Below are 26,426 nucleotides of genomic sequence, written 5' to 3' on the forward strand. Positions count from 1 at the left end.
CTGAACTAGGAGTCGGGGGGTTGTGTGGCCTAGTGATTATCTCAATGCTCATCTGGATCGGGATTGCGCTCCACATTGCGCACATCAAGACGGACGTGATCCTTGAACACCTCAAAAACAGCTCTGCCGGCACTAGGTTAGCTGCGTTGAAGCACGGTGGTGCGTGGGGCAGATTGCTTTTGGTAGGTGGCGCCTCTGGTCTCGTTACGTATGCGAATTTCTACATCAGGCGCGGCACGCTTAACATCGAGGATGTAGCAAGCTTTCCGGCCTCACTCAGGCAGAAACTTGTATGGATGCAATGGAGCGCTATAGTGCTGCTTTTTGCGATGGTTTTACTTGTTGCTTTGGGTAAATCAGGAGTTCTCAAATAACCTGGCATCAGGTTTTTTCCCTTGTTTGAACACTTGTAGGTGCAACAGGTACAGGGTCAGTGGGAAGATTTATTAGGCGGGCGAATGAGTTTGAATGTTGTTGATACAGTACTTCTTTTCATGGCGATGATTGGTCTGGTGGGGATTGTTCTTTGGATAGGCGTGTACGAAAACGGGACGGATTTATTTTTCAATGCTGTCGAGGCTAGTGAGAGAGAAATAAGTCTGCCCTATTATCATTCAATTAGCTGAATGGGGAGTAATTTCCAGTGTTTGGACGCCTGCTTTGAAGGGAAAGGGACTGATCTATTCCCAGAAAATAAATCAACCCCTTTGTTTTCTTTTGTTGTCTTCTCTACTTTGCAGGGCTTGAGTCTTCAATGTGCTTGGTCAGATGCTTAGGATTCGGCCAGTCATTTCTAGATTTTGGCAGAGAAATTTTAACTCCTTCATATTGCCAATAATCAGTGTTTTTCATATCGCTGGCGAGACGAACAGCCATCGTTTTTGGGTCAATCCAAAGACGCCCCATATCGAACAATGTGTGGATGTCCGACCTCAGAAGCAGTCCATTATCAGTTCGGTTTGTATGGATGCCGCGATATGGAATGATGTGTGCGGCTTCAAGCACATCAACCGTAGAACATCCCGTGACTGCGCATTTCTCTTCGTACGCGACCAGCATCAACGAACGGAAATTAAACTGCCCTTGCCGCATGGCAACCTGCATCAATACTCGCTTCCGACCATCTAATTCGCTATCGATCGGTGCCATCTCAATCGCGTCGACTTCTCGACGAGCTAATGTCGCAGCATGTGCAATCAATGTTTGCGGCGCCTGGTATACCTTGCCATTGCCTGCAAAGTCGTATTCCAGTATCCAAACCCCATGAACCTCAGGAATATAGGGTTCGTACCGAACCTTTGTCTCGGAGAAGGAGAACGTTTTGAATAGCCTGTCGGCAGCATGCCCAGAATCACTTCTGCGTCCTTTTTTCACGCCTTGATAATGGGCCCTGATATCGCTATTGACTGACATTTTCTCCAGATCGGGCCTGATATTTTCTGAATTGAACTGTGGATCTCGCATTGCGATCAGCGCCCTTACCTCGGCCACGGATACAGCACGCCCAAGGTCAAATACTGCTTCTCTGACAAGCTCCCACCGCAGCCTGCCATGCCTGCCTTTTCTGTCCCCTGAGCGTGCCTGGATTTCACCAATCATCCTTTCGGCATGTTTTTCTGAATCAATGCTCTCTTTGGTTTGTCGGGGCTGCTGCCGATTAGCCTCATCGATGTTGACTGCATGACTTATATCCTCAACAAAATATCGCCAGTCAACTGCACGTTCGTGCCGATGGTCCGACAAGGAACCACTCGGAAGTTGGAGGTGCAATCGGTATGTTTCATAACCGAGGACTATCCCTGCACCCACATACCCATGACCGTTGACATAGGCGATGACCCAGTCGCCCGGAATAAGCTGATTTAGGATTATGTCTCCACGATCACCTGACTGGCCTTTGTAGCCGGCCGTAATGACCTTTCGGTCCAGATTTTGTGCCCACCACTCGGAAGTGGCGGGTAAGCCGATGTTGAAGACGTAATAAGCCAAATGCTGACTCCATTCAATTTTAGGTTCAGAAGTGATGCAGGAATTTTTCAAACAGATGCAAGTTTACCGGTGCAGCATCCAGTAAGTCATTTGTCCATGCGATGGTTGGCGATTTGAAGGCGACGTAGTTGCTCGAATAACCGAACTGTTGTCCACGTCGTAGTTCGAGCCTGGGGGTGGTTTATTGAAGGACGAGGTGACTGAGTGAGGCTCCGATAAACGCCAACGTTTAAAAAAACATCTCCAGACACTCTCTCAGGCTACATATCCTTGCGCCTTTGCCTACAGCTACGCCAGAATCCGCCGGCTTGTGCGCCTTGGGAGCGGGTTCTATTGTGGTTCGGTCGCTGACGAATCAGCGATCGGGTTTGGTAGCCCGGCTTGGACTTGGCGCATTGCGTCACCCGATGCAGGCCCTTTTGGGGCTGTGTATTTATGGTGGCCATGCGCAGGGCGTCTTCGGGCGCGCCGGTTTTCCAAGTCACCGGTCTACCAACCTTCGTATGGCCACCACCCCTTCGTTTGGTAGCGAAAGATGATGGCTCCTTTTCTAAGATTTGGAGATTCACTCATGATCAAACCAACACCCAACCCGCCCGAAACCGCCTCGGTTTCCCCCTACGAATCCATCGATTCCAAAAAACTCCACGAAGCCGCCGACCGCGCCCTCGATCATTACCTCTGTCCGCCCGGTTCCACGCCGCCGCCGCGTAAAATCCGTGGGATGTATGCCGTGACGGCGGACAACAAAACCGAAGAACTGCTGGTGGATGCCAGTGAAACACTCGCTTCGGCCAAAACCCTCGCGCAGAACATTGCCAGTTTGTTGCCGGTGTCGCAGCGGCACGCGCTGGCGGGGATTGCGCAGTTGATTATGCTCGGGGAGTTGGCGGTGAATCGGGCTTTGGATAATTTGCAGTTGCCGGGGTGATGTAGGTGTCGGGGACACTTGGTGATTGATTGGGTGTTCATTCTGGCGCCTTCGCGAGCAGGCTCGCTCCCACAGGGTTTCAGGCTGATTGCGGATATCGTGTGGGGCATGCGTTGTTTTGTTGCCTGAGATGTTTGTGTAGGGGCTGCCGGAGGCTCGGCCGCGATCGGACGATCTTTTGATTTTGATTTTAAAAAACAAGAACAAAAGATCGTCCGATCGCGGCCCGAGCCTTCGGCAGCTCCTACAGGGGGCGATTCAGTAGGGTTTCCAGGCGGGCCAGGGGCGGGGCGTCCTGGTTGCGGTTGAAGACCTGGATGCCGACCTTGAGCAATCGGCCGTTTTCGGCTGTGGCGATGGCTTGTTCGCAGCGCAATAGCAGGCGTCCCTGATCACAATCAACGGCTTTCACACCGGTCGGCAATCGACCTTCCAGTTGCAGCTCCGCCATGCGTGTCTGCGCAGCAATCATCGCAATCGACCGATCCCGCAAAACCCCACTGCTCTGCGTCATCAACCCCGCCACGCGCACGGCCGCCGACATCGCCACGGCAATGATCGCCAGCGCCACCAGCACTTCAATCAGGGTGAATCCGTTTTCTCGGGAGCGCGTAGGCATAAATGGCCCAAAACCGAAATACAGCCCTCGACCCTAACCCGCGTCCTTGACGGCTTGACGACGAAAACTCCCGAGGATTTTCAACATCCCTGACATATCTTCTTGCAACACTGCGCGTCGAATCGAATCAAGCCAAGGGAATGTCGAGATGGATATCGCGCAGTTCAAACAGCCCGGACGACCGAGCCGGATGCCCCATGGGCAGCAGGGTTTTACCCTGATCGAGATCATGGTGGTGGTGGTGATTCTCGGGATTCTGGCGGCGATGGTGGTGCCAAAGGTACTGGACCGGCCGGATCAGGCGCGGGCCACGGCGGCGAAGCAGGATATTGGCGGTTTGATGCAGGCGCTGAAGTTGTATCGCCTCGATCACGGCACTTATCCGAGCATGACTCAGGGTTTGAAAGTGCTGGTGGAGCGGCCGGCGGATGCGAAGAACAGCAACTGGCGTTCGTATCTGGAGCGTTTGCCGAATGACCCGTGGGGTCGTCCTTATCAGTACCTCAACCCCGGCGCGAATGGCGAGATCGATATCTTTTCCCTCGGTGCCGACGGTCAGCCTGACGGCGACGGCGTGAATGCCGATATCGGTTCCTGGCAGCTGTAAGGCCGGTGATGAACAGCCAATCGAACCAGCAGGGGATGGCGATCATCAGTGCGCTGTTGATCGCGGCCGTGGTCGCGGTGATTGCGGCGGGGATGTTGACCCGGCAGAGCGTTTCGACCCGTGCGCTGGAGGCGGATCAGCAGCGGGTGCAGGGGCGGTGGGTGTTGCACGGTGGTCTGGAGATCAGCCGGCAATTGCTCTGGGATGCGCGGCAGCGCGATCCGTTGACCCGGCTCGATCAGCCGTGGGCGCAGCGCTTGAATGCGCAGGGTTTCGAGGGGCGGCTGGAGGATGAGCAGGGCAAGTTCAACCTGCGCAATCTGGTGGCCAACGAGCGTGTTGATGAGGCGCAGGTGCAGGCGTTTCAGCGGCTGTGCGAGTTGATTGGCGTCAGCGCGGGGTTGAGTCAGCGCATCAGTCAGCGGGTGATCGGCTCTTATCCGTACCTGTTGAACCCGCAGATTGTCGAAAACACCGCGAGCAAAAACGCCTTTGACAGTGGCCGCGCCACTTCGCCGAATGCTTCGCGTAAACCGCAGAGTCCGAAGTTGCCGATGCTGCGCAGTGTCGAGGATCTGCGCAGCGTCGAGGGCGTGAATGACGCGGTCATCGGCAAACTGGCGCCGTACCTGACGGTGATTCCGGCGACCACTTGGCTCAATGGCAATACCGCCACCGCGCCGGTGCTGGCCGCTTATGTGCCGGGGTTGTCACTGGAGCGCGCGCAGGCGCTGATCAATGAGCGTGACGCCGGGCGCTGGTTCATCAACCGTGGCGATTTCGTCAACCGCTTGCGTATGCCGAATCTGGAGCTGACCAGCGTCAAGGTCGGCATCACCAGTGACTGGTTTCGCCTGCGCGGCGAGGCGCGGCGGGATCAGCGGCGGGTCAGCCTCGATGCTTTGCTGCACCGCAGCGAGGATCGTCTGCCGCAGGTGATCTGGTCGCGGGTGGGCGTATGAGTCAGTTGCGTGTGAGTTTGCCGCCACTGGCGCAGTTGAGTCTCGACAGTGAATTGGACTGCGCGTGGCTGGATCGGCAGGGGCAGGTCATTCGTGAGCAGCGCCAGACCTTTAGCCAACTGGGGCAGTTAGCGAAGCAGCCAGCGCTCAACATTTTTCTGCACCCGGCCGACAGCCTGCTGGCGAGCATCGATCTGCCGCCATTGCCGGCGAACAAGACCGCAGCGGCGGTGCAATGCGCGGCGCAGGCCTTGATGCTCGGCGACAGCAACGACATGCACATCGCTCACAGTTCGCGGGATGAAGCGGGGCAGGTGCAGATCGCCTGGGCGCCGCGTCAGCGTTTGCAGCATCTGGGGCAATTGCTGAAGCAGGCCGGTCTGAATCTGCGTGGTTTATACCCGGCGGCGTACCGCTTGCCGGTGCTGCCGGGCACGGTGGCTTGTCGGCAGGACGGCCATTTGTTGCTGCGCGAAAGCGTGCAGGTGGCGCGGGTGCAGCCGCTGTTCGACGACGAGATTGGCGATTGGCTGCTGAGCTGTGGCACGCCGCTGCACTGGATCGGTTCGGCAGCGCCGGCGGAAGCAGAATTGCCGATGGCCGAGGCGCAGCGCTGGACCGGGCCATTGCCCGGTTGGGGCCTGCAGGGCGCGGTGCAACAGCAGCGCACCGAGCATCGCGGTTGGGGCCGGGCGCTGGGGCTTTGTGCATTGGCGGTGGCGGTGTGGGTCATCGGTTTGAACCTGTATGCCGCCCGCGAAGCCAGTCAGGGCCAGCAGCTCAAGGCGCACATGGCGCAACGGGTGAAGCAGGCCTTTCCCGAGTTGCCGGTGATCCTCAATCCGCTGCAGCAGGCGCGTCAGCAATTGGCGGCGCGGCAGAAGGGCGCGGCGGAGGATCCGGCGCAGCCGTTCAATCGGCTGGTGTTGCAGGCCGGCAGTGGCATGCCGTTCATGGCCGGCACGGTCGAGCGCCTGACGTTTGTCGACGGCACCTTGCAGTTGAGTCTGCTGGCCGACGCCCGGCGCGGCGCTAATGACAAGGACAAGGATTGGCAAGCCGCATTGGCCCAGTTCGGGATCAGTGCGACGGCTGACGATGAAGGCTGGCTGCTGCGCCCGAGCGACGAAGTCACCACTCCCGACGAAAGCGCTGACGACAGCGGAGCAGAAGATGAATAAGGCATCGCTCGCGGTGTACCGCGCCCGTTGGCAGCGCGTCAGCGCGCAGCTTCAGGTGCGCTGGCAGGCGCTGGCCCTGCGCGAAAAACGCATGGTCGGCGGCATGGCGGCGGTGCTGCTGGCGCTGTTGGTGTGGGTCGCATTGATTCAGCCACCGCTGAAAAAAATCACTTATTGGCAAGCCGAAACGCCAAAGCTGCGCGCGCAGACCGAAGCCCTTGAAGTGCTGCTGCGCGAGGTCAGCGTACGTCCGCAAGGGCAAAGTCTCGCGCAGTCGCTTGAACAGACGCTGCAAGCCAGCGGTTTGGCCGGACACTATCAATTGCAGGCCGGGGAGGCCGGCGCATGGCAATTGACGTTCGACGCGGCGCCGGCCGATGCAGTGCTCGACTGGCTGCTGAGCAATCCGGCACAACTTTCTCTGCAAGTGGTCGAGGCCCGTCTGCAACGCGCCGACAACGCTTCGACCGAAGTCACTGCCGGCACATTGTCAGGCACCGTTCGCATGGATCAGGCGCTGGGCGCTAAGGAAGCTTCATGAAGGGGTCAGGATCCAAACCGGCGCGCATGGCGTTGCCGATGCTGCTGATGGCGTTGAGCGCGTGCAGCAACACCACCACGCCGCCGAACCAGCCGCCGTTGCTGGTGGACAGCGAACTCGGCCGTCCATTGGCCAACACCCAGCGCAGCGGTGATGCGCTGCTCGATCGTCAACGCGCCCAGGCACAAACCGCGCCGCAACCACGGCAGATGCACAACATTACCGAACGCGCACGCGGTGGCGGCGCCCCACGTGGCAGCACACTGCCGAGCAATCCGCTGGGCGATCAACCGGTGACGCTGAATTTTGTTGATGCCGATATTCAAGCGGTGGTGCGCGCGTTGTCGCGTTCCACCGGCCAGCAGTTTCTGGTCGACCCTCGGGTCAAGGGCAGTCTGACGCTGGTCTCGGAAGGTCAGGTGCCGGCGCGGCAGGCCTACGACATGTTGCTGGCGGCGTTGCGCATGCAGGGTTTCAGCGTGGTCGATGTCGGCGGCGTCGCCCAGGTGGTGCCGGAAGCCGATGCGAAACTGCTCGGCGGGCCGATCTACAGCCCGGACAAACCGGCTGGGAACGGCATGCTCACCCGCACCTTTCGCCTGCAATACGAGAACGCGGTGAACCTGATTCCGGTGCTGCGCCCGATCGTCTCGCCGAACAACCCGATCAATGCCTACCCCGGCAATAACACCATCGTCGTCACCGATTACGCCGAGAACCTCACGCGCGTCGCCCAGTTGATCCAGACCATCGACACCCCGAGCGCGATCGACACCGACGTAGTGCAGATCCAGAACGGCATCGCCGCCGACATCGCGCCGATGGTTGCGGATCTGCTCGACGCGCCGGGCAACGACCCGACGCAGAAAATCGCGGTGATCGGCGACCCGCGTTCCAACACCATCATCATCCGCGCCGGCAGCCCCGAGCGCACCGAGCTGGCGCGCAATCTGATCTACAAACTCGACAACGCGCAGAGCAATCCAAGCAACCTGCACGTGGTTTATTTGCGTAACGCGCAAGCGGCGAAACTGGCGCAAGCCTTGCGCGGTTTGCTCACCGGCGAGAGTGAAAGCGGCACCAGCGACAGTGCGCGCTCGGTGCTCAGTGCCATGGGCAGCAATGGCAACAACAATGGCGGATCGAGTGCGCAGAGTGGCACGCAAACCAGTGGCAACACCTCGACCACGTCGAGCACTGGCAGCACCGGCGGCAGTTATGCGCAGGGCAGCAGTTCGACCGGCAGCGGCGGTAGTCAGGCCAGTGAGCAGAACGTTGCGTTCAGCGCCGGCGGGGTGACGATTCAAGCTGATGCGACCACCAACACCTTGCTGATTTCCGCGCCGGAGCCGTTGTATCGCAACCTGCGCGAGGTCATCGATCTGCTCGACCAGCGCCGTGCGCAAGTGGTGATCGAGAGCCTGATCGTCGAGGTCGGCGAGGACGATGCCAGCGAATTCGGCGTGCAGTGGCAGACCGGCAATCTCGGCGGTAAAGGTGTGATCGGCGGGGCCAACCTCGGCGGATCGGGGATCAACCTCAACGGCAAGACCAGTCTCGATGTGCTGCCGCAGGGTTTGAACCTCGGCTACGTCAACGGCACCGTCGATATCCCCGGCATCGGCAAGATTCTCGACCTGAAAGTGCTGGCCCGGGCGCTGAAGAGCAAGGGCGGCACCAACGTGCTGTCGACGCCGAACCTGCTGACCCTCGACAACGAAGCGGCGAGTATTTTTGTCGGCCAGACCATTCCGTTTGTCAGCGGCAGCTACGTTACTGGCGGTGGGGGCACGAGCAACAACCCGTTCCAGACCGTGACCCGGGAAGAGGTGGGGTTGAAGCTGAATGTGCGGCCGCAGATTTCCGAGGGCGGCACGGTCAAGCTCGATATCTATCAGGAAGTCAGCAGCATCGACGAACGCGCTTCGGCCAGCGCGACGTCGGCGGGGATCGTCACCAACAAGCGCGCGATCGACACCAGCATTCTGCTCGACGACGGCCAGATCATGGTGCTCGGCGGCTTGCTGCAGGACGGTTACAGCCAGAGCAACGAAGCGGTGCCGTGGCTGGGCACCTTGCCGGGGATCGGCGCGCTGTTTCGCAACGAACGCCGGGCGATCAGCAAGACCAACCTGATGGTGTTCCTGCGCCCGTACATCATCCGCGACAGCGAAGCGGGGCGCAGCATCACCCTCAACCGCTACGACTTCATGCGCCGCGCCCAGGGCGGGTTGCAACCGGAACGCAGCTGGGCAATGCCGGACATGCAGGCGCCGCAGTTGCCGACGGCGGCGCAGGGGGTGCCGGCGGTGGTGCCGGGGACGGGGCCGAGGGCGACGATCAAGGCTGTGCCGATTGAAGGGAGCACACGCTTTTGAACAGAGTCCTCAATCTGAGAAGTAACCCTGTAGTGAGGGGATTTGTCCCCGATGGGCAGCGAAGCGGCCCCAAAACCTATGCACGCGGTCAGTCAGATGTATTCGGATGTCAGGTTTCGGGGCTGCTGCGCAGCCCATCGGGGATAAATCCCCTCGCCACAAGAAACACAGGAATGGCGGACGACCTTGGACCTGTAGGAGCTGCCGAAGGCTGCGATCTTTTGATCTTTAAAAGCAAAAGATCGCAGCCTGCGGCAGCTCCTACAGGGGATCGCATTGCCACAGGGATTGGGGATGGCATGCGATGAGTTCACTTCCCTACGCCTGGGCCAAGGCCCAACGCATTCTGTTGTGCGACGGGGTGCTGACCGTGTGCCCATCGACGCCAGGCTGGTCGATCAGCGAGGTGCGGCGGCAGTTCGGTGAAACGTCGCTCAAGCGCGTGCGCGATGACGAACTCGATGGTCTGCTCGCCACGGCCTACGCCGACACCGGCAGCGCCGCCGCTGTGGTTGGCGCAGCAGAAAACGAAGTCGATCTCGACCGGCTGATGCAGGACATGCCGGAAATCACCGACCTGCTCGACACTCAGGACGGCGCGCCGGTGATCCGCATGATCAACGCCTTGCTGACCCAGGCTGCACGCGATGAGGCCAGCGACATTCATATCGAACCGTTCGAAACCCATTCGGTGGTGCGCTACCGGGTCGACGGCACCCTGCGCGACGTGGTCTCGCCGCGCAAGGCGTTGCACGGTGCGCTGGTGTCGCGGATCAAGATCATGGCCCAACTCGACATCGCCGAAAAACGCCTGCCGCAGGACGGTCGTATCGCGCTGCGCGTGGCCGGGCGACCGATCGACATTCGCGTTTCAACGGTCCCCACCGGGCATGGCGAGCGGGTGGTGATGCGTTTGCTCGACAAGCAGGCCGGGCGCCTGCACCTGGAAACCCTCGGCATGGACGCGCAGGTGCTGGCCAAACTCGATCACCTGATCCGCCAGCCCCACGGCATCGTACTGGTCACCGGCCCCACCGGCAGCGGCAAAACCACCAGCCTCTATGCGGCGCTGGCGCGACTGGATGCCAGCACCAGCAACATCCTCACCGTCGAAGACCCGGTGGAATACGACCTGCCGGGGATCAGCCAGATTCAGGTCAACGCCAAGATCGACATGACCTTCGCCCTGGCATTGCGGGCGATTCTGCGTCAGGACCCGGACATCATCATGATCGGCGAGATCCGCGACCTGGAAACCGCACAAATCGCCGTGCAGGCTTCGCTCACCGGTCACCTGGTGCTGGCGACGCTGCACACCAACGACGCGGTGTCGGCGGTCAACCGCTTGATCGACATGGGTGTCGAGCCGTTTCTGCTGGCCTCGTCGATGCTCGGGGTGTTGGCTCAGCGGCTGGTGCGACGGCTGTGCAAGGAGTGCAAACAGGAAGACCCGGCAGCCCCGGGCACCTGGCGACCGGTGGGCTGCGCCGCATGCAACCATACCGGCTACAGCGGCCGCACCGGCATCCACGAATTGTTCTGCATCGACGACGACATCCGCACCCTGATTCATCAAGGGGCAGGGGAGCAGGCCTTGCGTGCGGCGGCGGCCAAGGCCGGGATGTTCAGTCTGCGCGAGGACGGTGAGCGCTGGATTCGCAGCGGTGCCACCGCCCCTGAAGAAATCCTCCGTGTGACCCGGGACGCCTGATGAATCGCTATCGTTTTGAAGCCGCCGACGCCACCGGCAAGATCGAGTCCGGGCATCTGGAAGCGGACAGTCAGGGCGCTGCGTTCGGCGTGTTGCGCAGCCGTGGGTTGACCGCGTTGTCGGTGCACAAGGAAAGCAACGTCGCCCAGCATGGCGGCGGCGGTCTGTTCAGTGCGCGCATGTCGGACAACGACCTGGCCTGGGCCACCCGGCAACTGGCGAGCCTGCTCGGTGCCAGCCTGCCGTTGGAAGCGGCACTCAGCGCGACGGTGGAGCAGGCTGAAAAAAAACACATCGCTCACACCCTCAGTGCGGTGCGCGCCGATGTGCGCAGCGGCATGCGTCTGGCCGAGTCATTGGCCGCACGGCCACGGGATTTTCCGGAGATCTACCGCGCGTTGATCGCTGCGGGGGAGGAGTCTGGCGATCTGGCGCAGGTCATGGAGCGGCTGGCGGATTACATCGAGGAGCGCAACAACCTGCGCGGCAAGATCCTCACCGCTTTCATCTATCCGGGTGTGGTCGGGCTGGTATCGATCGGCATTGTGATTTTCCTGCTCAGTTACGTGGTGCCGCAGGTGGTCAGCGCCTTTTCCCAAGCGCGGCAGGACTTGCCGGGGCTGACCTTGGCGATGCTCACCGCCAGTGATTTCATTCGGGCGTGGGGCTGGTTGTGTGCGGCGCTGATCGCCGGCGCTTTCTGGAGCTGGCGCCTGTATCTGCGCAATCCGGCGGCGCGGTTGAGTTGGCATCATCGGGTGCTGAAATTGCCGCTGATCGGGCGTTTCGTCTTGGGCCTGAACACCGCACGATTCGCCTCGACCCTGGCGATTCTCGGCGGTGCCGGGGTGCCGTTGTTGCGCGCGCTGGAGGCGGCGCGGCAGACATTATCGAATGATCGACTCAGCCTGAGTGTCAGCGACGCCACGGCCAAGGTTCGCGAAGGGGTGAACCTCGCGGCGGCGTTGCGGGTGGAGAACGTGTTTCCGCCGGTGCTGATTCACCTGATCGCCAGCGGCGAGAAAACCGGCGCACTGCCGCCGATGCTTGAGCGTGCGGCGCAAACGCTGTCCCGCGATATCGAACGGCGGGCGATGGGCATGACCGCGTTGCTCGAGCCGCTGATGATTGTAGTGATGGGCGGGGTGGTGCTGGTGATTGTGATGGCGGTGTTGTTGCCGATCATTGAGATCAACCAACTGGTCCAGTAGTGGTGTGTCTGGTGTTTTGATGGTGTCTGGGCTTGCCCATTCGCGAGCAGGCTCGCTCCCACAGGGGGAACGCATTTCAAATGTGGGAGCGAGCCTGCTCGCGAAGGGGCCGGTCCGGACAACAAAAAATTCAGACTTTTTTCCAAGGCTTCAGCATCACCCGAGTCAGGTTTCCCCCATCCTCGGGTTCTCCTTTCTGTCATCTGCAACCACCCCGCAACGGCTGCAGCCAGTTTCAGCCAAACCCACGATCCAGAGCCCTCGAAATCCCCCGCATACACCCGAGAAAATCCCCTGAAAAACACCGCGCAGCTCCCGAGGTTTTTTCCTTTATCTGTCACTGGAAGCTGCGAATTTCTCAGTGCGACTTAACCACAGACCCCGCTTGCGAAGGTCAGCGGTGAGTCTTTCCAGCGTCATGCAAGACCCCTGAAAACCTGTGTTCACAACCATCGTTGAAAAGGAGATTCTTCATGTTCAAGCGCACTCTGATCGCCGCTTCCCTGACCGTCGCCGCCCTGGCTTCCGCTCAAGCCATGGCCGTTACCGGTGGTGGCGCCACTCTGCCAGCCGCTCTGTACAAAGGTTCGGCCGACAGCATCCTGCCAGCCAGCTTCAGCTACGCCGCCGTGGGTAGCGGGGCCGGCAAGACCGCTTTCCTGACCAACAACCCGGCCGGCTTCAGCACCACCGGCACCGTGCACTTCGCCGGTAGCGACTCGATCCTCAGCGCTGCGGAAATCAGCACCTACAACACCACTTACGGCGCTTCGTACGGCCCGCTGATTCAACTGCCTTCGGTGGCCACTTCGGTTGCCATCCCGTACAAAAAAGCCGGCCAGACCGCGCTGAACCTGACCAGCGCTCAGCTGTGCGATGCGTTCTCCGGTGCCAAAACCACTTGGGGCCAGCTGCTCGGCACGTCCGACACCACGCCGATTCGCGTTGTTTACCGCAACGTCTCCAGCGGCACTTCGGAAATCCTCAGCCGTCACTTGAACTCGGTCTGCCCGACTCAGTTCGCCACCAGCTCCACCTTCACCAACGCGCGTCTGCCAGCCGGTTCGGCACTGCCGTCGAACTGGGTCGGCGTCGCCAACACTTCTGATGTCGCCACTACCGTGAACGCGGTTGACGGCTCGATCGGTTACGTCGGTCCGGACGGTGTCGACGCTACCAGCAACGCTGTTGTTGCTCGCGTCAACGGTGTTCAGCCAACTTCGCTCAACGTCACGCTGGCACTGTCGTCGGTGTCGGCTCCTTCGACGCCAGCCCAGGCTGCAAACCCTGCCAACTGGTCGCCAGTGGTGGCTAACCCGGCTTCGGGTTACAAACTGGCTGCCTACACCAACTTCATTTTCGGTCAGTGCTACAAGGATGCAAACGTGGCCGCGGCCGTCAAAGCCTTCCTGACCACCCACTACAGCAACCCGGGCAACAACACCGCGACGCAGGCTCACAAATTCGTCGCTGTGCCTAACGCCTGGAAAACCGCTGTGACCGCCAACTTCGTCACCAACTCTTCGGGCAACAACCTGGACATCAACAACGCCAGCGTCTGCAACGCTATCGGTCGTCCTTTGTAAGCTCGCGCGGTCGTAACACTGATGACGGCAACCTTTGGGTTGCCGTCATTTTTTTTGGCTCGAATACACGCCGAACATGAAGTTTGTGTGACATCCGTTCGGTCGCGCCCTTCGCCAACGGCCTATGTCGTAACAGCAGGTTTTTGCGCGCCTGCGGCCATATGTGGCAATCAAAAAAGGATCTCGTAGTGATGCTCGCTCGCCCATCCCGTCGTCGTACCAACGTTCTGTCCTCCAAGCGTGAAACCGTCGAGCCGTCGTTATGGCTGCTCAAGCCGTTGGCGCACGCGGTGGCATTGTGTCTGGTGGCGGGCAGTGCGCAGGCGCAGACGGCGTTCAGTTCGGGCTGGTTTGCCGCCAAGGGCGCAGCCCAACAGGCTGCAGCGGCACGTCCGAGCGTGGGCGGCTTGCCGGGCATGACACCGCCGCTGGCCCAGCAGCAGAAGGCCAATGCGCAGTTGCAGCGCTCGATTCAGACCCTGAACAACACCGTCGCGGCGATTGCTGCGCAACAGGCGGCGCAGGCTGCCGGGCGTGCCGCCGCATTGGGCACGGTGCAGTTTGTACCGGACGGCCTCGGCGAGGGTGGCTTGAAGGTCGACAACAGCCTGACCCAGGGCTGGCTGAACGCCAAGGGCCCGCAGCAGACTCAAGTCGATGGCAAGACCACGGTGAAGATCGAGCAGACCGCCGACAAGGCGATCCTCAATTGGGAGACTTTCAACGTCGGCCGCAACACCACGGTCGATTTCGCCCAGCAGTCGAATTGGGCAGTGCTCAACCGCGTCAACGACCCGAACGCACGGGCCAGCCAGATCCAGGGCCAGATCAAAGGCGACGGCACGGTGATGCTGATCAACCGCAACGGCATCGTCTTCAGCGGCAGCAGTCAGGTCAACGTGCGCAACCTGGTGGCCGCTGCCGCCAACATCACCGATATCCAGTTCCGCGACCGGGGTCTGTATTTCGACAGCACCGGCAGTCAGCCGACCTTCACCGATGCGGCCGGCAAAGTGCTGGTGGAGCGCGGAGCGTCGATTGAAACCCACAAGCCGGCGGCTTCCACCGATGCCGGCGGCTATGCGCTGCTGCTCGGCAATGAAGTGCGGAACGACGGCAGCATCAACTCCGTCAAGGGCCAGACCGTGCTCGCCGCCGGTGACCGTTTCTACATCCGCAAGGGCTCGGGCACCGAGGGTAATGCGCTGTCCACCACCTTCGGCAACGAAGTCATTCCCGGCTTCAAGGTCGGTGCCGTGGCGGGCAACGTCACCAACAACGGCTTGATCCAGTCCGCCACCGGCGACATCACCCTGACCGGTCATGAGGTGGTGCAGAACGGTGTGTTGCTCGCCAGCACTTCAGTGGCGACGCGGGGCACGATTCACCTGACCAACCCGAGCACCGACAGCAGCGGCAGCGTCACGCTGGGGCAGGGCAGCGCCACGGCCATCATGCTCGACAGCAGTGACCTGACCGCCCTCGACAGCCAGCATCAGGCCGCGCTGACGGGCGTCACGGCCAATAACCGGGTCCGTAGCGACCAGTCACGCGTCGAGATCCAGAGCGGCGGCACTGTCGAGTTCCAGAGCGGCTCGATCACCCTGGCCACCGGCGGTCAGGTCGCGGTCAATGCACAACGCCGCAGCCTGGTGCGCGACGGCGCAATGATCGATGTGTCCGGCGCCCTCGGCGTCAAAGTGGCAATGGAAAACAACAGCATCAAGATCAACGTGCAGGGTAACGAGCAGCGCGATGCCTCGGTCAACCGCGAGAAAGGCGCGCTCAACAGCAATGACATCTGGGTCGATGTGCGCGATCTGGTGTATGTGCCGGCGGGCACTAACGGTTATGCCACCGATCGCTGGTACACCGCCGGTGGTCTGCTGGAAGTCGGCGGTTATCTCGGCACCCAAGGGCACAGTGTCGGCGAGTGGATGGCTCAGGGCGGCACAGTGAGTTTTGCCGGTAACGACGTGGTCACAGAAAGAGGTTCGTTGATCAACCTGTCCGGCGGCACCCTGGATGTGCAAAGCGGCGAGATCCGCCAGAGCTGGCTGCGTGGCACCGACGGCAAGTTGTATGAAGTGTCGCGTGCGCCGGGGGACCTGCTCTACACCGGCCTCTACAAAGGTTATGAAGACAGCAGTGAACGCTGGGGGCAGACCAGTTATTACTACAGCCCGCTGATTGCCCCGCGCTCGCGTTTCGAGTCGGGTTACACCGTGGGTCGCGACGCCGGACAACTGGTGATCGCCACGGCCAATGCGGTCCTCGACGGGCAAATGATCGGCGAGGTGTATCAGGGCGAACGGCAGAACCAGGCGCCGAAACCGGTGCTCGACGGCTATCAGCAGAGCCAGACCGCGTTGGCCCGGCGTGCGCAGTTGATTGTCGGCAGTTACTACCCGACCTTCGTCGCGGCGTCGAATGGCCTGCTCTACACCCTCAATCCATTGCTCGATCAGGTGCAGATCGGTGGCGCGCGCCCGGTTGCCGGAAATGATCCGAACCTCACCGGCGCGGTGTCCGATACCCGCAAGGGCAAGCTGTATCTTGATAACGATCAGCTCAGCGGGTTCCGCCTCGGTGCGCTCAAGGTTTCGGCCAAGGATCAGATCGCCGTTGACGGGGCGCTGTCGGTCGATAGCGGTGGCGACATCACTCTGTACGCCCCGGATGTTCAGATCGGCGCCGACCTGACTGCTCGCGGTGGCAGTCTGCGTCTGGGCAACGTACTCAATCAGTTCAATGGTGGCGCAAACACCGACACTCGCCTGGCGGCCAAAGCCGAAAAAACGACGCAAACCCGCATCGCCGAGGGCGTGCATCTCGACACCCGAGGGCTGTGGAGCAACCTGCGCACCAACCCGGACGATAACGCCAGCCTCGCGTATCTGAACGGTGGCCTGATATCGATCCGCAGCAGCGTTGATATCGACGTCGCTGCCGGCAGCCTGCTCGACGTTTCTTCCGGTGGCGCCATACTCGCCAATGGCAAGACCCGGGGCGGCAAGGGCGGTGATTTGACGCTGGAGTCCAGTGCCATTTCCGCACCTGGCAAAACCCGTATGAACCTCGATGGCGAACTACGCGGTTACGGCGTCACAGGCGGCGGCACCTTGATGGTGCAGGCCAACGGAATTCTCGTTGGTCCGACGGATAAAGCCCTGGCAGACAACATCCTGCAACTGTCCACCGACCTGTTCAGCAAGGGGTTCTCCGCCTACAACCTGATCGGTCTCAGCGGGCTCGACGTCGCCGAAGGCGCCGCGATTGATGTGACCCTACCGGTGTACCGTTTCGGTGATGCGGCACCCAACCAGGTCAGTGGCGTCGATCCGCGAACGGCGCTGGAGCTGTGGACACCGACGCTGTTCCAGGAAAACCCGACCAAGGGCGTGCTGACCCAACGCGCCGGTGCCAGCCTGTCACTGCAAGGTGGCGCGACGCTGGTCGGTCTGATAGACGCGGCCAACAGCCCGTTGACCCTGGGCCGTGGCTCGCGCATCAGCGTCGACCCGGGGCAGAGCATCAAGCTGCGTGGTGCCGGGCAGATCACCGTCGACGGTGAACTGAATGCCTGGGGCGGCACGATCGATATTCGTCAGCAACAATTCGGCTCGATCCAGCCGGCCACTTCGATTCAAACGGCGGAACCGAACGCACATGACCGCTCGATCTGGATCGGCGAGCAGGCCGTGCTGGATGTCGCCGGGCGTGCGAATACGGCGGCCGACACCCTGGGCCGCACTTACGGGCAGGTCGGCAAGGGCGGCAGCATCATCATCGGCGGCGAGATCGATTCGAAACTGGCAACCGCCACGGCTGCCGATGCCTACGTGATTGTGCGTCCGGGCGCGCGGCTGGATGCCTCGGGCACCGAGGCCGTTCTGGATATCGCCGGTCAAGGCCCGACTCGTATCGCAACGGACGGCGGGCGCATCAGTTTGAGTTCTTATAACGGTCTTTTCGTTGAAGGCAACTTGCGTGCGGCGGCGGGTGGCGTCGGGGCGGCGGGTGGTCGTCTGGAACTGGCGCTGGAGACGCCGTTGTATTCCGATTCGGCGAGCAACGCGGTGCGCTCGCCGAGGGAAATGATCATTGGTCAAGCGGCAGGAAACGAGCGGCTGCCCGCGAATCTGCAACCCGGCGAAGGCGCCGATGGCTTGCGTTACGGTCAAGCCCGTTTGAGTGCCGATGGCTTGATGACGGGCGGTTTCGACAATCTCAGCCTGCTGAGCAACGGTCTGTTGTCGTTTGACGGTGACGTCAATCTGCGCATGAACCAGAGCCTCAGTCTCTTCGCCGGAGCTCTGTCTCTTGCCGAGAATTCCAAAGGCTCGGCACGGGTTGATTTGAGTGCTCCATACCTGCGTCTTTCAGGGGTGGGCACCTACTTTGCCGGCTTCAGCATGATGCGCCCACGGTTGCTCCCTGGCCCGACGGCCCGATTGTCTGACGCGACGTTCAATGCCTCCGCGAACTTGTTGGACGTAGGCAATGGCCTGTCCTTCGGGACTCAGGGTTCGATCCTGCAACGGCAGGCGCCGGCCGTTGAATACAGCCGTCGGGCTTTCGGTCTGGTGAGCCTCGACAGCAGCGGCGACCTGCGCTTCCTCGCGCCGAATGATGGCGCGGAGAAAACCAGGCTGTGGACGCCGGGCGACTTGAACCTCGGTGCGGCGCAGATCTATCCCGCCACCGGTATTCAGGCTGAGGTGCGTGCCGGTTATCAGGGCGCCGTTCCGGTTTCTCAACACACCTTGCGGATCAGCGGCCACGGAGCTGCACCGGCTGCAGTGCCGTACTCGGCATTCGGAACGCTGATTCTTTCTGCCGCCGACATCGAACAGGGCGGTGTCTTGCGTGCACCGCTGGGCAAGATCGTATTGGGTGACGATTTGCTCAGCACCACTCACGAGGTTCGTCTCCTGCCGGGCAGTCTGACTTCGGTCAGCGGCGCCGGTCTGGTCATGCCGTACGGCGGCACCACGGACGGTATCGACTATCGCTACAACGGCAAATCCGTGATGCTCAACGGGATCACTGGCGAAACATCAGGCGTGTCGATCGGCACGCAGTACGCGGATGTGCAGAGCGGCGCGGTCATCGACCTGTCCGGCGGTGGCGATCTGCGTGGCGCCGGTTTCGTGTCCGGTCGCGGGGGTTCCACCGATGCACGTTTCAACCCGCTGGTGCGCAATGCGGCTGACGGCACCTTCAGCCTGCCGGGGCTGGCGAGCAACCCGGTGTATGCCATCGTGCCCGGCAACCAGAGCAGCTATGCGCCGATGCTGGCCGAAGCGGGTGCGGTCGATCCGCGCATTGGCCAGCAGCTCACCATTGGCACCGGGGTGCCGGGGTTGGCGGCGGGTACTTACACACTGTTGCCGTCAACGTTTGCCCTGATGCCTGGTGCGTTCCGGGTTGAGGTAAACGGTCAGGCAGCACCCGGCGTGACAACGGGGGCGTTGCCACTGCGCAATGGTTCATGGACCAGCAGCGGGCAGCTGTCGATTGCCAATACCGGCCTGCGTGACAGCCTGGCCAGTCAGGTGATTCTCACGTCAGCCGATGTGTTGCGTCGTTACTCGCAGTACAACGAAACCGGTTTCTCTCAATTCATCCAGAGCGACGCCGCCCGGCGCGGTGTGCCACGCGCGCTGGCACCAATGGACGGCAAGATACTGGATCTGCGCCTGGTCCCCGGCGGCAAGCAAGACATCGCTTTGCAGTTCAACGGGCGCACGCTGTTCGAGGCTGCCGAGGGCGGCATGGCCGGCACGGCGGTGGTACGTGGCGGCAACGCCGGGAGCAGCTTCGAGATACTGGGTGCGGGCCGTGTATCGACACCTGGTTTCAACGGTGTGTCGCTGTACGCCGACACGCTCAACAGCCTCAACGCGGGGCGGCTGACCATCGGTGCGATGCCGAATATCTTGTACAACACGACCGCTAACATCATCGGCTTCCTGGGCACGAGTGAAAGTATTGTCTTGCGTGAAGGGGCGATTCTGTCTGCGCCGCAGGTTTTGCTGCGCACCACGTCAACGCTTGGCGGCATCACGGTCGAGGCGGGGGGGGGGATCAATACGCTGGGGCGTGGCAACGTGGCCTACGACTCGCTGGCCGGTTACGTTTATGAGCCGAAAGGTTCCAGCCTGTTGATCGTTTCCAACGGTTGGACCAATGTGCTGGCGCCGGAGCTGGCCAGTGGCATCACCGGCGCGGGCAGCATCCGGATCGGCACTTGCGCAACGAGTGTGTGCAGCAATCCGGCCCTGCTGTATTCGAACGGCAGTATCACTGCTGCCACGGATAACCAGTTCGAACTCGGTGAAGCGGTGCGTTTCGGCACCCGTCATCTGGCATTGTCGGTCGGCTCGGTCAATGCCGGCAGCGCCGAAGCACTTGCAGCGGCGGGCAGCCGCGTGCCCGCCGGCCTCACGCTCAACCAGAACGTACTCGACCGCTTGCTGCGCGGTGATACGCAGTTTGGCGCGCCGGCCCTGGAAACCCTGAGCCTGACCACTCGCGACGCCTTCAATTTCTACGGCAGCGTCAGCCTCGACACGATCGATCCACAGACCGGCCAGAGCAAACTGCAGAATCTGGTACTGGTCACTCCGGCGATCTACGGTCTGGGCAACGCCAGCGACGTGGCGAGTATCCGTACCGCCAACCTGATCTGGAACGGCGCCACCCAGAGCCCGGGCGCAATCATCACGGGCGGCGCGGGCACCGGCAGCGGCACGCTGGACATTCAGGCCCAGCGGATCGAGCTGGGTTACGGACCGATGCCTCAGGCCAGCGGTCTGGATCAGAACAATCGTCTGGCGTTGGGGTTCGCCAACGTCAACCTGAGCGCCAGCGAGCGCTTCACCGCCAATCACAAGGGCAGCCTGGCGGTGTATCAGGAGCAGGGCGCCTACGATCCGGTCAAGGGTTACAGCTACAGCGGAGGTAATCTGAATCTGCGTACGCCGTTGCTCACAGGCGAGGCGGCATCAGTCAGCCTGCTCAAGGCCGGCAATAGCCTGAGCTTAAGCGGCGCCGGGGCTGCCAGCGTGGCCAATGCCCTGGGTGCGGAGTTGAACCTTGAAGCCCGCGATGTCGTGCTCGACAGCCGTATCGCATTGGCCAGCGGCAAGCTGACGGTGAAGTCCGAAGGCGATTTGACCCTCGGTGGCAGTTCCGTGCTGGACTTGGCCGGACGTACCTTGCCGTTCAACGATGTCAGCAAGTACAGCTGGGGCGGCGACGTATCGCTGTACAGCGCCAACGGCAATATCCGTCAGGCCGCGGGCTCGCGGATCGATCTGTCGGCGAAGAACAATCAGGCCGGTAACCTCAGCGTCGTCGCTCTGGCCGATGCGGCCGGGATGGTCGATCTGCAAGGCGAGATTGTCGGCGGCAGCAGCGGTTACTACGACGCCGGGGGCACGCTGGTGCCGTACAAGGCCGGTGGCGTGGACATTCGCGCGCAGCGCCTGGGTGGTGACGCCACCGAGCAGTTCGCCGCGCTCAATCAGCGCTTGAATGCCGGGCAGGTGTTCGGCAGCCGCAGCCTGCAACTCAAGCAAGGCAACCTGGTGATCGGCGACGGCCTCAAGGCCGGTGAGGTCAATGTCTCGGTGGACAATGGCAGCCTGACGGTGGCTGGTCTGATCGACGCCAGCGGCGAGCGTGTCGGCAGCATTCGTCTGTCGGCGAAAAACGGTCTGACCCTGGCGGGCAACAGCGTACTCGATGCCCATGGTCGCGTACTGCGGGTCGACAGCTACGGGGAGATCATCGATGCGCCGAACCGTGCCACGGTCGAACTCGGTTCCGGCGATGGCTTGCTCACGCTGGACAGCGGCGCGCGCATCGACCTGCGCCACGGCACTGATGCCGTGCCCGGTTTCCTCGCCGGGCAACACGATGGAATGCTGCGCGGTACGCTGGAGCTGAACGCGCCGCGTCTGGGCAGCAATGACATCGCCATCGACGCCAGCGGTGCGTTGACCATTCAGGGCGCACGATCCATCGGCCTCAACGGTTTGCGCCGCTATACCGATGCCCGCGATGGCGTCGATCCGGCGGTCAGTGGCCGGCCGTATCAAGTGATTGATCAGGCCATGCTTGAACGCATTCATGGCGACAGCAACGACTTCATCAACGCCGCACTGGGCAACAACGATTTGCTGCAACGCAAACTCGCCGGGCTGAACAACGCCACCTACGCCGATGCATTCCATTTGCGGCCGGGCGTGGAAATCGCCAGCAAGACAGCCGACGGTGATCTGGTGGTGGAGGGCGATCTGGATTTGTCCGGCTATCGTTACGCCAGTCTCAATCCGCACACGCGACTGAACCCGTCGGTGTACGGGTCAGGGGAGGCCGGCAGCCTGGTGATTCGTGCCGGTGGCAACCTCGATATTTACGGCAGCATCAACGACGGCTTCGCGCCGCCACCGGAAACCCAGGATGACGCTGGCTGGAAACTGATTGCCGGTGTGCAGCCGTTCGGTGGCGATCTGATCGTGCCGGGCAGCGGTGTTTCGCTGGCTGAAGGGACACAGTTCCCGATAGGCGTCACGCTCAATTACGACGTGACCCTCCAGGGCGCGGTCTTGGCCAGCGGCACATTGCTGCCGACTCAAGCGGTGCTGGGTGAGACGTATACCTTCAGCGCCGGCACCGTGCTGACGGGGGCGATTCACGACAGCAACGGAAATCTGCTGTATGCCGCCGGTACGCTGCTCAGCGACAGCGTGACGTTGCCTGCCGACACACGCCTGGGGGCCGGCATTCGTTTGAACAAGGCCACCGCCCTGCAAGCGCTGAACTGGCCCAAGGGTGTGCCGTTGCCCAGCGTTTACGATGCAGATCTGACGACCTTCTCCGGGGTGAAATTAAAGGGCGAGCTGGCCTTGCTGCGCGGTTCGCTGATTCCGTCGATGACCGATGTGAAGCTCGCCGAAGGCACTTCGCTGATCGAATTGCGGCCGTTCAACGGCACACAACAGGGCAAGAACTGGGCGCTGGCCAGCATGCTGCCGTCGGGCAGTGCGTCCTGGTCGATGCGCGCGGTCGCCGGGGCCGATCTTGCTGCGGCCGACAGCCGTGCGGTCAAACCGCTGACCCCTGAAGGCAATCTGCGGCTGGCGGACAGTCATTACGGCGTCAACATCACCACGGCGACGGGCAAGCTGGTCTGGGCTCCCGATAATCCCTTCTTTACTCCCTACGAGCCGGTCCCTGATGACATGCTCGAGTATTGCCAGCAGATTGCCGACTTGTGCGTACCCATGGCCCGGTGGGTCTGGGCGCCAGGCAGCGGAATGGGGCCGGACTACGAACCGGTTCCCGAGGAGGCTCAATTCATTTGTGATCTGCAGCCAGAGCTGTGCATCGGCAACAATCCCGGGAAAACGGCCAAGGCCCATACGCAGATGTTCAGTGTTCTGCGCACCGGCACGGGTGATCTCGACCTGATTGCCGCAGGCAATCTGAGCATGGATTCACCGTTCGGCGTGTACACCGCCGGCACCCAATCAGCGAATATCGATCCGCTCTATAACCAGCCACGCGGGCATCTTTCGGATAACAATTCGGTGTTGGGCACGGCCGGTGCCGCTTATGAAAAATGGGTCGACGGCGGTAGCGACAGCCTCTATCAGGCCTGGTATCCGCAGATGGGGGGCAACCTGACAATCAATGCCGGTGGCTCGGTCTCCGGTGATTCGGTCGGGACGAAAGCCCAATCGACAGCGGGCGGGTTCCGCGAGCAGATGGCCAGTGTGGCAGTGGGCAACTGGCTGTGGCGCCAAGGTACGGGAGCCCCGGATGTGCCCACGGCCTGGTGGATCAACTTCGGCAGTTATTCCACCCAAATGAACTCAGACCGGGAGATCAATACTGAGCCGTACCTGGTGGGTTTCACCGGTTTCGGCACCTTGGGCGGTGGCAATATCAGCCTGCGGGCTGGTGGTGATGCCGGCATGCTCAAACCGATTGGCGATGCCGTTTACTACCCGCGCGGTCAGGGGCTGATCGTCGCGGTAGGCAGCACCGGTCGAATTGCCAGCGATGGCAGCGTGCAGATGACCGGTGGGGGTGACATGGACATTCGTATCGGTGGCACGCTCAACCCTTCGCTGCAAGCGCGGGCCGGAGAAACCGGCTTCGGCCAACCGAATCATGATCTACAGGGCGCGCTGATCAACCTGCGCGGCGCGGCACACATGACGGGTGGAGCACTCGGCGGCATCAACCTGCAGTACGGCGCCGGCGCCGTGTTCAATGATCTTCGGGAAACCCGCGCACTTGATCCGTTTACCTCGACCACCGGTAGCGCTTCCGGAGGCGTGGTGCTGATTCCGGGGGACTCGGGCATGAGCCTGAGCAGCCGCGGAGATCTGGTGTTGGGCGGTGCAGCGGATCCTGGGCGAGTGAGTCTGATGAACGCCAGCCCGATCATGGCGGCCGACGCAAGCGTCCAGCAGGGCGGCATCCTGAGTGGCTTTTCATTGTGGACGGACCACACCGCAATCGATCTGTTCTCGGCTGGCGGGAACCTGACGCCGGGCACGCAGATAGCCGAATTCAGTACATCCAACGGCCTGATCACGGGCCGCAATACCTCGCCTACCGACGGTCGATTTGTCTATCCATCGATTTTGCGCGCGGTGGCGGGCCAGGGGTCCATTTATGCGGGGCCATCCGCGACGTTCACTGGCGTAAACAACTACCCGCTGCAAGGTTACTCGCTGCTTCTCGCGCCGTCGAAGTCGGGACAGTTTGAACTGTTGGCAGGTGACTCTATCTACGCCGGTGGCTATGCGATCAACCAGTCGGGGGCCAGTCCGATGGCCATGGCTACCCCGTTCAACCCGGCATTCAATGCCTACGCCAACAGCAGCGCCGGCAAACCGCTGCGCACCAACTACAGCGACGATGGCGTGGCGCCAGAGGGCAACGTGCGATATCCGCTGTTTGCCTTCGGTCCCAACAGCTACTCGGGATTGAACGACGTACAGGGGCCGGCGCGATTCTATGCGCTGACGGGGGACCTGGTGGGCATTCGCAGTGGCGAAACGTTGAGCTTTTCCACTTCCGGACGCACCTGGTACGAAGCGGCGGGGCCTGTGTGGATGATCGCCGGACGCGACATCGTTGCTTCCGGCACTACCCTGGGGCAGCCTGCGGCCGCGCCGACAGTGGAAATGAGTAGCGGCAAGGAGAACATTTTTTCCACCGGCAACCTGTTCGTTCATAACGATCCGCGAGATGTATCGCGCGTCTCGGCGGGCCGCGACATTCTCTACAGCAGTTTCGATATCGCCGGCCCTGGCACGCTGGATATCAATGCCGGGCGCAACATCCTGATGGAAAACCGCGCCAGCATTACCAGCCTCGGCGCGATAATGGCCGGGGATCCGCGGCCTGGTGCCAGCGTGGTATTGCAGGCGGGCGTGGGCGCGCAGGGGCCGGATTACACAAGGTTCATCGCGCGTTACCTGAACCCGCAGAACCTTGCTGATCCGAATGCCGCTCTCAACGGTCAGCCGGGCAAAGTGGTCAAGACCTACCTCGACGAGTTGCAGAGCTGGCTGACGCTCGGCTACGGCTTCAGCGGCAACGCAGAACAGGCACAGGCGTTCTACGCCGCGCTGCCGAGTGCCGAGCAGGCAATCTTCGCCCGCAAGGTGTACTTCGCCGAACTGCGCGCCGGCGGCCTGGAATACAACGACGCTGACGGCCCGCGCAAAGGCAGTTATCTGCGCGGTCGCAACGCCATCGCTGCGCTGTTCCCGAGCACCGATGTGGCGGGCAATCCGCTCCGCTACGACGGCGACATCACGCTGTATGGCGGAGCAGGGGTCAAGACGCTGTTCGGCGGCGATATCCAGATGCTCACGCCGGGCGGCGGTCAGGTGTTCGGCATCGAAGGCGCGGCGCCACCGTCCACCGCCGGGATCATCACCCAGGGTTCGGGCAACATTCAGCTCTACTCGCAGGGCAGCATCCTGCTCGGCCAGAGCCGGATCATGACCACCTTCGGCGGCTCGATCCTCGGCTGGTCCGCCGAGGGCGACATCAACGCCGGTCGCGGCTCGAAAACCACCGTGGTCTACACCCCGCCAAAACGCGTCTATGACACTTGGGGCAACGTGACGCTGTCACCATCGGTGCCGAGCACCGGTGCGGGTATCGCCACCCTTAACCCGATTGCCGAAGTGGCGCCCGGCGACATCGACCTGATCGCGCCGCTGGGCACCATTGATGCGGGCGAGGCGGGGATTCGCGTCTCGGGCAACGTCAACATCGCCGCGCTGACCGTGGTCAACGCCGCCAACATCGCGGTGCAGGGCAAAACCAGTGGCGTACCGGTGGTGGCGTCGGTGAACACCGGCGCGATCACCTCGGCCAGTTCGGCGGCGTCTTCGGCGACCCAGGCCGCTGAGGACGTGGCGCGTCAGCAACAAGCGGCAGCGCGGCAGAGCCAGGCGTCGGTGTTCACCGTGCAAGTGCTGAGTTTCGGCAACGAACAACTGACGCCGACCCGAGATGGCGCCAGTCGTGCCCCGGCGACCGGATACAACCCGAACAGCCCGGTGCAGGTGTTGGGGGCAGGGGCGCTGGATGAACAGGCCAGGCAGCAGTTGACCGAAGAGGAGCGTGGGCAACTGACGTTGTAAAAGACTCTCGTGTAGTACTTT

The 26,426-nt window shown here is 61.7% G+C and carries 14 protein-coding genes; 12 read left to right on the plus strand and 2 right to left on the minus strand.

Annotated features, from left to right (window positions below; translation table 11 throughout):
• Nucleotides 1–44: 44 nt before the first annotated feature.
• Nucleotides 45–374 (plus strand): hypothetical protein, encoded by a 330-nt coding sequence (locus BW33_RS05800; RefSeq protein ID WP_236645198.1) that lies wholly within the window; start codon nt 45–47, stop codon nt 372–374.
• An 84-nt stretch (nt 375–458) separates the two neighbouring features.
• The gene (locus tag BW33_RS29850; protein ID WP_160168813.1) at nt 459–626 is read left to right on the plus strand and encodes a hypothetical protein; all 168 of its coding nucleotides are present in this window, start codon (nt 459–461) and stop codon (nt 624–626) included.
• 103 nt (nt 627–729) lie between these two features.
• Here BW33_RS29850 and BW33_RS30070 read toward each other — a convergent pair whose 3' ends face one another.
• A complete protein-coding gene (locus tag BW33_RS30070) occupies nt 730–1,989 on the minus strand; it encodes an HNH endonuclease (RefSeq protein WP_201771623.1) in 1,260 nt (419 codons plus the stop codon).
• Nucleotides 1,990–2,560: 571 nt separating this feature from the next.
• Here BW33_RS30070 and BW33_RS05810 point away from each other — a divergent pair.
• The gene (locus BW33_RS05810; protein ID WP_047597692.1) at nt 2,561–2,920 is read left to right on the plus strand and encodes a DUF6124 family protein; all 360 of its coding nucleotides are present in this window, start codon (nt 2,561–2,563) and stop codon (nt 2,918–2,920) included.
• Between the two features lie 244 nt (nt 2,921–3,164).
• Here the strand turns inward: BW33_RS05810 and gspI are convergent, their stop codons facing one another.
• A complete protein-coding gene (gene gspI / locus BW33_RS05815; protein ID WP_047597694.1) occupies nt 3,165–3,539 on the minus strand; it encodes a type II secretion system minor pseudopilin GspI in 375 nt (124 codons plus the stop codon).
• Nucleotides 3,540–3,687: 148 nt separating this feature from the next.
• Between gspI and gspG the strand changes: the two genes are divergently transcribed.
• From gspG to BW33_RS05860, 9 genes are all read left to right on the plus strand, one after another.
• Nucleotides 3,688–4,146, plus strand: coding sequence for a type II secretion system major pseudopilin GspG (gspG, locus tag BW33_RS05820; RefSeq protein WP_047597695.1), 459 nt, complete (start codon nt 3,688–3,690; stop codon nt 4,144–4,146).
• An 8-nt stretch (nt 4,147–4,154) separates the two neighbouring features.
• A complete protein-coding gene (gene gspK / locus BW33_RS05825) occupies nt 4,155–5,108 on the plus strand; it encodes a type II secretion system minor pseudopilin GspK (protein ID WP_047597696.1) in 954 nt (317 codons plus the stop codon).
• Nucleotides 5,105–6,289, plus strand: coding sequence for a type II secretion system protein GspL (gene gspL, locus BW33_RS05830; RefSeq protein ID WP_047597698.1), 1,185 nt, complete (start codon nt 5,105–5,107; stop codon nt 6,287–6,289). The genes gspK and gspL overlap by 4 nt, the downstream gene beginning before the upstream one ends.
• A complete protein-coding gene (gene gspM, locus BW33_RS05835; RefSeq protein ID WP_047597699.1) occupies nt 6,282–6,830 on the plus strand; it encodes a type II secretion system protein GspM in 549 nt (182 codons plus the stop codon). Before gspL ends, gspM begins: the two co-directional genes overlap by 8 nt.
• Complete coding sequence (gene gspD / locus BW33_RS05840) at nt 6,827–9,208, plus strand: type II secretion system secretin GspD (RefSeq protein ID WP_047597700.1); 2,382 nt, start codon at nt 6,827–6,829, stop codon at nt 9,206–9,208. Before gspM ends, gspD begins: the two co-directional genes overlap by 4 nt.
• 304 nt (nt 9,209–9,512) lie before the next feature.
• A complete protein-coding gene (gene gspE / locus BW33_RS05845; protein WP_047597701.1) occupies nt 9,513–10,919 on the plus strand; it encodes a type II secretion system ATPase GspE in 1,407 nt (468 codons plus the stop codon).
• On the plus strand, nt 10,919–12,130 hold the full coding sequence (gene gspF / locus BW33_RS05850; protein ID WP_003225634.1) for a type II secretion system inner membrane protein GspF: 1,212 nt from the start codon (nt 10,919–10,921) through the stop codon (nt 12,128–12,130). The genes gspE and gspF overlap by 1 nt, the downstream gene beginning before the upstream one ends.
• 473 nt (nt 12,131–12,603) lie before the next feature.
• Complete coding sequence (locus BW33_RS05855) at nt 12,604–13,716, plus strand: substrate-binding domain-containing protein (RefSeq protein WP_047597702.1); 1,113 nt, start codon at nt 12,604–12,606, stop codon at nt 13,714–13,716.
• Between the two features lie 191 nt (nt 13,717–13,907).
• Entirely contained in the window at nt 13,908–26,405 is a 12,498-nt protein-coding gene (locus BW33_RS05860) for a filamentous haemagglutinin family protein (RefSeq protein WP_047597704.1), read from the plus strand.
• Nucleotides 26,406–26,426 lie beyond the last annotated feature (21 nt).

Source organism: Pseudomonas sp. RIT288 (genome assembly GCF_000631985.1).
Classification (GTDB): Bacteria; Pseudomonadota; Gammaproteobacteria; order Pseudomonadales; family Pseudomonadaceae; genus Aquipseudomonas.